The sequence below is a fragment of the Stenotrophomonas sp. genome (genome assembly GCF_032103445.1).
GTDB lineage: Bacteria > Pseudomonadota > Gammaproteobacteria > Xanthomonadales > Xanthomonadaceae > Stenotrophomonas.
This window is the reverse complement of the sequence record NZ_DAMDFR010000104.1, coordinates 1-9,094: the sequence shown is the minus strand read 5'-3', so window position 1 is coordinate 9,094 and position 9,094 is coordinate 1. Positions and strand designations below refer to the sequence as shown.

Annotated in this window: 10 protein-coding genes; 5 read left to right on the top strand and 5 right to left on the bottom strand. The window is 66.7% G+C overall.

The genetic code is table 11. The features are described 5' to 3' along the window. From RT551_RS20490 to ampE, 5 genes are all read left to right on the top strand, one after another. Window positions 1-617, top strand: a 617-nt coding sequence (locus RT551_RS20490; RefSeq protein WP_313461914.1) for a DUF6776 family protein, incomplete at its 5' end; no start/stop codon positions are given. Between the two features lie 4 nt (window positions 618-621). Beyond that, window positions 622-1,092 carry a polymer-forming cytoskeletal protein gene (locus tag RT551_RS20485; RefSeq protein WP_313461912.1) on the top strand — a complete coding sequence of 157 codons (471 nt, stop codon included), beginning with the start codon at window positions 622-624 and terminating at the stop codon, window positions 1,090-1,092. A gap of 57 nt (window positions 1,093-1,149) precedes the next feature. Continuing rightward, window positions 1,150-1,539 (top strand): iron-sulfur cluster insertion protein ErpA, encoded by a 390-nt coding sequence (erpA, locus tag RT551_RS20480; protein WP_313461910.1) that lies wholly within the window; start codon window positions 1,150-1,152, stop codon window positions 1,537-1,539. A gap of 9 nt (window positions 1,540-1,548) precedes the next feature. Further along, the gene (gene nudC / locus RT551_RS20475; RefSeq protein ID WP_313461908.1) at window positions 1,549-2,454 is read left to right on the top strand and encodes an NAD(+) diphosphatase; all 906 of its coding nucleotides are present in this window, start codon (window positions 1,549-1,551) and stop codon (window positions 2,452-2,454) included. A gap of 112 nt (window positions 2,455-2,566) precedes the next feature. Continuing rightward, complete coding sequence (ampE, locus tag RT551_RS20470) at window positions 2,567-3,475, top strand: regulatory signaling modulator protein AmpE (protein ID WP_313461906.1); 909 nt, start codon at window positions 2,567-2,569, stop codon at window positions 3,473-3,475. 24 nt (window positions 3,476-3,499) lie between these two features. Here ampE and RT551_RS20465 read toward each other — a convergent pair whose 3' ends face one another. The 5 genes from RT551_RS20465 to yccS all read right to left on the bottom strand — a co-directional run bounded on the left by RT551_RS20465 (window position 3,500) and on the right by yccS (window position 8,938). Further along, window positions 3,500-3,931, bottom strand: a complete 432-nt coding sequence (locus tag RT551_RS20465; RefSeq protein WP_313461905.1) for a DUF2752 domain-containing protein — start codon at window positions 3,929-3,931, stop codon at window positions 3,500-3,502. Between the two features lie 64 nt (window positions 3,932-3,995). Next, the gene (locus tag RT551_RS20460) at window positions 3,996-4,271 is read right to left on the bottom strand and encodes a CD225/dispanin family protein (RefSeq protein WP_311192838.1); all 276 of its coding nucleotides are present in this window, start codon (window positions 4,269-4,271) and stop codon (window positions 3,996-3,998) included. 42 nt (window positions 4,272-4,313) lie between these two features. After that, window positions 4,314-4,604 (bottom strand): CD225/dispanin family protein, encoded by a 291-nt coding sequence (locus RT551_RS20455; RefSeq protein ID WP_313461916.1) that lies wholly within the window; start codon window positions 4,602-4,604, stop codon window positions 4,314-4,316. A gap of 165 nt (window positions 4,605-4,769) precedes the next feature. Next, window positions 4,770-6,662, bottom strand: coding sequence for an MFS transporter (locus RT551_RS20450; RefSeq protein ID WP_313461904.1), 1,893 nt, complete (start codon window positions 6,660-6,662; stop codon window positions 4,770-4,772). Between the two features lie 98 nt (window positions 6,663-6,760). Beyond that, a complete protein-coding gene (yccS, locus tag RT551_RS20445) occupies window positions 6,761-8,938 on the bottom strand; it encodes a YccS family putative transporter (RefSeq protein ID WP_313461903.1) in 2,178 nt (725 codons plus the stop codon). Window positions 8,939-9,094: the final 156 nt, after the last annotated feature.

The following is a 9,094-nucleotide window of genomic DNA, read 5'->3' as shown; positions in this document are numbered from 1 at the left end:
TTGCGGGCCCCGGCGGCGACGCCGGCCGCCAGCTGGACGCCGCCGAAGCGCGCGCCGACACATTGCAGAAGCAGGTGGTCGAGCTGCAGCAGCGCCAGGCCACCCTGCAGGCGTCCGACCGCATCAGTCGCGCCGCCAACAGCGAGGTACAGACCTCGCTCAGCGAACGTGAAGAAGAAATCGCCGGCCTGCGCGCCGACGTGGCCTTCTATGAACGCCTGGTCGGTGCCACCAGCCAGCGCAAGGGGCTGAACACCCATTCCATCGAGTTCTCGCCGGAAGCGGCCGGCACCTGGCAGTACGCCGTGGTGCTGACCCAGAACCTGAACCGTGGTGCGATCAGCCAGGGGCAGATGCGGTTCACGGTGGAAGGCGTGAAAGACGGCAAGTTGACCTCGGTCAGCTGGGACGAGCTGCACCAGCGCACCAAGGTGCCGGGCCAGGAGTATTCCTTCCGGTACTTCCAGCAGCTCACCGGCAGCGTCATGCTGCCCAAGGACTTCACCCCGCAACGCGTGCGGGTCACGCTGGGATCCGGTGCAGGGGGCACCACCCAGGTCTTCGACTGGAAACAGGCCGGCGCGCCTGTGGCAGCAACCGCAAATGAAGGGGAGTAAACCCATGTTCGGCAGCAACAAGTCCAACCGCGACGGTCATCTGGTCGTGGACGCGCTGATTGGCGCGCAGGTGGTCATCCGCGGGGACGTGGAATTCAGTGGGGGCCTGTATGTGGAAGGCACCATCCTGGGCAAGGTGATCGCCAGTGAAGGCGCTTCGACCGCCACCCTCACGCTGGCCGAGCAGGGCAGCATCGAAGGCGAGATCCGCGCGCAGGTGGTGGTGCTCAGCGGCCGCCTGGAGGGTGACGTGCACGCCAGCGAGCGCGTGGAACTGACCCCCAGCGCCCGGGTCAACGGCAACATCCACTACCAGGTGGTGGAGATGAACGCCGGCGCACAGCTCACCGGTCGTCTCATTCATGGTGCCCCACAGATGGCCCTGCCGCCGCCGCAAGCCGGTGAAGGCAAGGACAAGGACGGCAAGGACAAGGACGGCGCGGCGCGCAAGAAGCTGGCCGAGGCCATGGCCTGAACACAGTGATCGGCGAAACGGCTTGAATCGGGGGCCCTGCGCCCCCATCCTGCACGCATGAGCACGCTTGTTTCCCTGCCCGGTGCCCCCGCCGCCGCGCCGAACTACCAGTCGCTGGACCGTCCGCTGCACTTCACCGAAGCCGCTGCGGCCAAGGTGCATGAGCTGATCGAGGGCGAAGGTAATCCTTCGCTCGCGCTGCGCGTGTACATCGAAGGCGGCGGCTGTTCCGGCTTCCAGTACGGCTTCGAGTTCGACGAGAACCGCGCCGAGGATGACCTGGCGGTGGTGACCAACGACGTCACCCTGCTGGTCGACCCGCTCAGCCTGCAGTACCTGATGGGCGCGGAAGTGGACTACACCGAAAGCCTCACCGGCGCACAGTTCGTGATCCGCAATCCGAACGCGAAGACCACCTGCGGGTGCGGCAGCAGCTTCAGCATGTAAGCTTGGGGGATGTCCAGAACATCCCTGCCGCTGTCCGGTTTTTCCTTCACCACTGAACCCCTTGAACGCGCTGACACGCTGCGCGCCGATGCCGATGCGCTGTTGCGGCTGTGGCCGCAGGCACATGTGCTGGTGCTCGACGTGGACGGCCGTGCGCTGGCTGATGACCAGGGCCAACCGCTGGCGCTGACCGGCGCGCAGCTCAGCGGTGGTCCCGGTACCGCCATCTTCCTCGGTCTGCGCGGTGAGCAGGCGTGGTTCTCGGTGGATGCGGCCGGTGTCGACGTCAGCGCGCCGCAGCGCGTGGACCTGCGTGAAGCCGCGGTGGCCTGGGCGGCCGCAGACGCCACTGCGTTCTGCTACGCCCGTGGCATGTCCTACTGGCAATCACGCACCCGCTTCTGCGGGGTGTGTGGCGGGGCCGTGGCCTTCAGCCGTGGTGGCTTTGTCGGCCGCTGCAGCCAGTGCAACACCGAGCATTACCCGCGCGTGGATCCGGCGGTCATCGTGGCGGTGGAAAACAACGGCCGCCTGCTGCTGGGCCGCCAGGCCAACTGGGCTCCGCGTCGGTATTCGGTGCTGGCCGGGTTCGTCGAACCGGGCGAGTCACTGGAGCAGACCGTGGTCCGTGAGGTCTTCGAGGAAAGCCGGGTAAGGGTGCGCGAATGCCGCTACCTGGGCACCCAGCCGTGGCCGTTCCCGGGTGCATTGATGCTGGGCTTTGCGGCCACCGCTGAGGACGACGTGCCGTGCGTGGACGGCGAACTGGAAGACGCGCGCTGGTTCAGCGTGGACGAGGTCGGGGCCGCATTGGCCCGCGATATCGAAGACGACGGCGAGGGCATCCGGCTGTCGCCGCCGATCTCGATCTCGCGCAGCCTGATCGAACACTGGTACCGCAGCCAGGTCGCCTGACCGGCGGCCGCGTTGCCGCTACCTGAACACGCGACGCGGTACATTACCTGTGACCCGGGGAATTTCCGGGTTGCACGGCATAGTAGCGCTCAGTCACGAGCCGGAGGCCCGCATGTTCACCACCTTGGTCGCTGTCCTGGTCGCGCTCGCCCTGGGGCATGTCGCACCGGCCGCAGCGGTCGCCCTGCGGCGTTTCGCTACCTTCCGCCACTGGCTGCAGTGGCTGGACCGGCAGGGCGGTGGCCAGGCCAATGAACACCGCGGGTTCTGGCGTGGCCGGCACGGCTGGGTGGTGGCAGTGCTGCCGTGGGTACTGCTGCTGGCGCTGCTGCAATGGGCGCTGGATGACCGGCTGTATGGCCTGCCTTCACTGCTGCTGGGCATTGCCACGCTGGTGATCTGCTGGGGGCCGCGCGACCTCGACCGCGACGTCGAGACGGTGATCGACGCCGATGACAGCCACACCCGGCACGCGGCCATTGCACAGCTGCAGTCCGCGGGCGGTAGCCTGCAGGAGGATGTCGGGTCGCTGGTGGAAGCCACCGTGCTCAACGCACTGCGGCGCTGGTTTGCGGTGCTGTTCTGGTTCCTGCTGCTGGGCCCGGCCGGCGCGCTCGGCTACCGGCTGCTGGCCCTGCTGGCAGTGGGGCCGATGCGCTCGCTGGCGACGGTGGAAACCGTGGTCGGTGCGCGCCAGGTGCTGGGTTGGCTGGAATGGCCGGTGGCGCAGCTGATGTCGCTGTCGATGGCGCTGGTGGGCAACTTCGATACCGCCTGGAAGGCCTGGCGCGAAGCGCATGGCAACCAATGGGCGGCGTCCACGGTGTTTCTGGGCGCGGTGGCGCGGGCCAGTGTCAGTGCCGAACTGCGCGAAGACGCACACGATTACAGCGAAGCCGGGATGGTGCCGGTGTGGCGGCGCCTGCCGGAACTGCGCGATGCGATGAGCCTGGTGTGGCGCATGCTGCTGCTGTGGATGGCGTCGCTGGCCGTGCTGGTGATTGCGGGCTGGGTGACGTAACGCCTGCGGACCAACGGTCCGCACCTACCGGGTAATGGGTGACAACAACACAAACGGCATCCACGGCAGATTGCGCAACACCGCATACCCCACCAACACCACCAGCCAGAACATCGGCGCGGCCAGCACCCGCATCAGCGGGTCCAGCGCACGCGGACGCCAGCCGGCCATGTGCAGCAGCATCAGCAGCAGGAACGGCAGCGAGATCACCAGCAGCGGATTCATCGCCATTGCGCCGGGCAGGTCGAAGTGCACCAGCGAATGCAGGCAGCGCGTGCTGCCGCAGCCAGGGCAGTACAGCCCGGTCAGTGCGTACAACGGACAACCCGGCAGCGGACTGTTGCCGGCATACGGATTGACGTGGCGCAGTACCACGGTGGCACCGACAGCGAGGCCAGCGGTGATCGCCAGCGGAGCCCAGCGTCGGCCGGTCGGACGTAAGGAAGGTAAGGACATGACGGCAGAACGGCCCGGGCAGGTCACCCACCAGGGGTGCCGGACCGGGCCGTCCTCAGTGCGATCAGTAGCCGCCGCTGGCTGCGCCGCCGATGCCCATCATCACCACCAGCACGGTGTACAGGATGCCGACGACGATACCGGCGATGGCCGAGTAGATGGCCCACTTCTTGGCCTTTTCCGACGAGTCCTGCGCACCGGCGATGTCACCGGCGGCCAGCTTGCCGTTGACCTGCGCGGCATAGACGATCGACACGATGCCGCCCGGCAGGCAGCAGAACAGGGTGGCCAGGATGGCCCAGACCAGGTTGTTGGGGACTTGCGGGGCAGTGGCGTTCATGGGTGAAGCTCCATTTTCTCGGGTGGGTTTAAAAAAAGTGAATCAAAGCTCGGACAGAGCGCCCAGCGCAGCCAGACCGCCGAACAGACCGAACCACAACAGCAACAGCACCGGACCGGCGAACGCCGACGCCCAGGCCCAACCAGCGGCCTTGCGCGAAGCGGCGAACGCACCTGCCACATCGCCTGCTGCCCGACGGCCATCGACCTGCGCGGCATAGACGATTGACACCACCCCCAGCGGCAGACAGCAGAACAACGTCGTCAGGATCGCCCACACCAGGTGGTTCGGAACGAAGACGGCTGATGAAGGTGGTGTTGGCGGGTGATTCAAGTACTGCTCCATTCCTTTGGTGGTCCGACGGCATCGCCAAAATCCCGTCGGACACCCCCTATGGGGCGGTAATCTACCCCATGTTGGCCCCGAATGTATGCGTTTACATGGCGAGAAGCGTCAAATGAGTGCGCTTCCAGCCCGCGTTCGCGGGCGTATGGCGCCTCAGGCGTGTCCCGCCCGCAGTGCGCGAACCAGCGCTTCCAGCTGTCCGGCATCGGTGCTGGCCCCGTCCACCGGCGGTCCCGCCGCCACCTCGATATGCGCGCGGAAGCGGCGTGGCACGCGCATGCGCCCCAGCCGCGTATCGCGCCGGCTCCACATGCTGTCCCACATGCCGCGCAGCGCCATCGGCACCACCGGCACGGGCCGGCGCTCCAGGATCTTCTCCACGCCCGACTTGAAGGCGGCCATCTCGCCATCGCGGGTGAGCGCCCCTTCCGGGAAGATGCAGACCAGCTCGCCCTCGGCCAGCGCCCTGTCCACCTCGTCGAACGCCGCCTGCATCAGCGCGGGGTCCTCACGCGCGCCCGCAATCGGGATCGCCTTGGCGGTGCGGAAGATCCAGCGCATCACCGGAATGTTGAAGATCTTGTAGTACATGACGAAGCGCACCGGGCGCGGAATCGTCGCCGACAGGATCAGCGCATCCATGTAGCTGACATGGTTGCAGACGATCAGCGCCGCACCTTCGTCGGGCACGTTGGCTTCAATGCCATGCGGGCGCAGCCGGTACAGCGTGCGCACCATCAGCCAGCTGAGGAAGCGCATCAGGAATTCGGGGACGATGGTGAAGATGTAGATCGCCACCACCGCGTTGGCGATTGCCAGCGCCAGGAACAACTGCGGAATCGTCCAGTGCAGGTACTTCTGCGTGGCCAGTGCGATCAGCGCCGCGCCGACGATGAAGCCGGAGTTCTGGATGTTCAGCGCGGCGAACACCCGCGACATCTCCGACTTCGGCGTGCGGCTCTGGATCAGGGCGAACAGCGGCACCACGAAGAAGCCGGTAAACAGACCGATGCCCACCAGATCGACGATGATGCGCGCGCTGCCGGCCGCCGCGATGAAGGCCGGCACGCTCAACCCGGCCGCCGTGGCCTCACCGGCCCGTGCGAAATACAGGTCCAGCATGAAAGCGGTCATGCCGAACGCGCCCAGCGGCACCAGGCCGATTTCCACGGTGCGACCGGACAGCTTCTCGCACAGCAACGAGCCAACCCCGGTGCCGACCGAGAACAGCGCTAGCGCGAAGATGTACAGCGTGGGCTCGCCGCCCAGGTTGACCACGGCATAGGTGGGCAGCTGCGAGGTCAGCATGGTGCCGACGAACCAGAACCAGGACACGCCCAGGATGGCGTTACGCACCGCCTTCTGCTTTTTGGCCAGACGCAGCACTGCCAGCGATTCCGGCAGCGGGTTCCAGTTGATCTTCAGGTCCGGTGCACCGGCATCCACCTTGGGAATCATGCGTGCGGTGATGTTGCCGGCCACCGCCAGCGCGATCACCGCCGTGGCCGCCACCACCGGGCCGTAGCTGCCGGCCAGGGTGAAGATGATGCCGCCGCTGATCATGCCGACCAGGATCGACATCGACGTGCCCATTTCCACCAGACCGTTGCCGCCGGTGAGCTCTTCCGGCTTCAGCACCGATGGCAGCACCGAGTACTTCACCGGGCCGAACAGGGTCGACTGCAGGCCGGTGCAGAACAGCGCCACCAGCAGGACTGGCATGCTCTGGGTGAGGAAGCCCACCGCCGCCAGCGACATGATCGCGATCTCCATCGTGGTGGTGATCACGATCAGGCGCGACTTTTCCAGCTTCTCGGCGATCTGCCCAGCCAGTGCCGAGAACAGGAAGTAGGGCAGGATGAAGATGGCCGGCGCGAGCGTGGTGTACAGCGACTGCTCCTCCTGGCTGACGCCGAGGTAGAACAGCAGGCCGATGATCGCCTGGCGGTACACGTTGTCATTGAAGGCCCCCAGCGACTGCACGATGAAGAACGGCAGGAAACGGCGCTGGCGGAGCAGGGCGAACTGACTGTGACCGGATGACATGGAATCTCCTTGCGGACCGGCGCACCTTAGCATGGGGGCAAAGGCAGCCGGGCAAGCCCGGCTCTACGTAAAGCGGCGCTTCGCGCGTTCGTGGTCCCTCACCGCAACGTGCGGGCTGCCTCAGTCGCCGCCCCGCGCAGCTTCGGCAGCAGCCGCAGCATCAGTGCCAGCTGGGTGCGGATCAACTGCAGCTTGGCCGGCATGCCGTCGTCCACCTGCTCCAGCTGCTCGGCCAGCGCCCGGTCTGCCTCCTTGTCCCCCTCCTCCACCGGTTGCCGCTGCTGCAGCGCCGAGGCAATCTGCTGCATCGCCTGCTGCACCCGCTCACCCGCACTGCGCGCCAACGGGTCCGCAGCAAAGCTGTCCAGCTGCGCACGGTGCGCCCCCAGTGCCGACAGATGCCCCAGCAAGGTGTTGGACAAGGCCAGGAAGCGGAAGCCGGCGTCCAGGTTGCGGCGCACGTGCCCTGGCTCGCGCAACATGTTGGACAGCGCGGTGGACAAGGCCACGTCGGCGTTGTGCATGTCGCGGCGCGCGACCCGATAGGCCAGATCGTCCTGCATGCCGCTGCCATACTGTCCAAGCACCGCCTGCAGATAACCGGCGCAACGCTCCAGCACCCGCGCCATCACCTCGTTGAGCCGCCGCCCCTGCCAGTCCGGCAGGATCAGGAACGCGGCCGCTGCGGCAATTGCGCAGCCCAGCAGGGTGTCCACCAGTCGCGGCCAGATCAGCAGGAAGCCGTCGCCGATCAGGTTGAAGCAGGTCAGCGCCATCACCGTGATCGCCGCCGAGGCCACCAGGTAGCGGTCATGGCGGGTGAAGAAGAACAGCAGTGCCGACAACAGCGCGATCAACAGCTCGATGCGCAGGTCCTGGAACAGCTGCAGCAGGGCCCATGTGAACACCAGGCCTATCAGCGTGCCGGCCACCCGCTGCGCCAGCCGCTGGCGGGTCGCGCCGAAGTTGGGGCGGCACACGAACACGATGGTCAGCAGTACCCACGACCCGTTCTGCGCGTTGACCAGATGGATCACTCCGAAGCCCACGACCAATGCGATGGCCATGCGCAGGCCATGCCGGAACAGCACTGAGCCGGGCGTCAGCTGCTGGCGGATGCGCACGCCCATCTCGCGCAGGGTATGCGGGTTGGTATCGCGCAGCCGGGTGTCGACGTTGTCCAGGGTGGTCTCGGACTGTGCGGCCTCGGACAGCCGACGCTCGATGCTCTGCAGGTTGTGGCCGAGCAGGTCCAGCGAGGACAGCAACCGCTGCCACTGCGGATTGTGCTGCTCGCGCAGCCAGGCCAGTGAAGCGGTCAGGTCGGCGGTGGCCTGGCGGGTGCGTTCGCCATACACAAACGGGTGCCGCAGGCGGATGGCCGTGCCCAGGTTCGCACAGGCCTCGCCCTGCAGCGCGAGCAGACGCTGGCAGCGGTACAGCACGTCACTGTGGAAGAACGCTTCGGTGAGTGCGCCATATGGGTAGTGCGAGGAGCTGGCGCGCTCGTGGAAATCCTGGGCCATGTAGTACAGCCGAAGATACAGACCCGACTGCACGCCGGGCCGGCCGGAGCGGCCAAAGCGGGCCAGGATGGCGGTCTTGGCGGCATTGAGCGCTTCCACCACGCGGCGGTTCTGTTCGGCCAGGGCAAGCTGGCGCTGCTGCAGGTCGAGCTCGCGCACGGGTTCGAACAGGTCGGCCTTCAGTTCGAGATAGCGTCCAAGTTCGTGGTACAGCCGCGCGACCCGCTCGCGCACCGGGCGGTTGGCGAACAGGGCGGTCCACAAAATGGACAGCAGTCCGTACCAGAGCGCGCCGGCGAGCAGATGGCTGACCGCGTTGATGGCCTGGGCGCGATCAGCGGCCCCGTGCTGTTCCAGCCCGATCATGGTGTAGATGGCCAGCGTCACCGTGGCCTGGGCGATGGAGGCATAGCGCTCGCCCAATGCCCCGAGCAGGGTCAGGCCAAAGGTGGAGACGGCCAGCGCGGCGATGAACACCCACGGCCAGGCGAACAGCTCCACCACCGCGGCGGCGGCAATGACGAAGCACAGCAGCGACAGCGCGACGGATTTGGTCCGTCCCCACCAGTTGTCGTCGGTCTCGGCAATCGCGCTGGCGATGATGCCCAGGAACACCCCGGGCAGGGCCGGCAGCTGGTCAAAGTGCCAGCACACGCCCATCGCCACGCTGAGCGCAATGAACACCCGCAACCCATAGCTGGCCTTTTCATGCGCCCACAGGCGGCTCAGTCGGGAATCTCGGGTGGGCATGCGGGCTCGTGCTATCGGGGCTGCTCATTATTGCTGCATTCGCTGTGAGGGTGCGCGAAGAGCGACCTCGTCTGCAGGTCTACGTGTCTGGGGCCGGCGGGTGGGGGGTACGGGACACGCCGTTAACCCATCCATGGGGGCTCGTCGAAAACATCC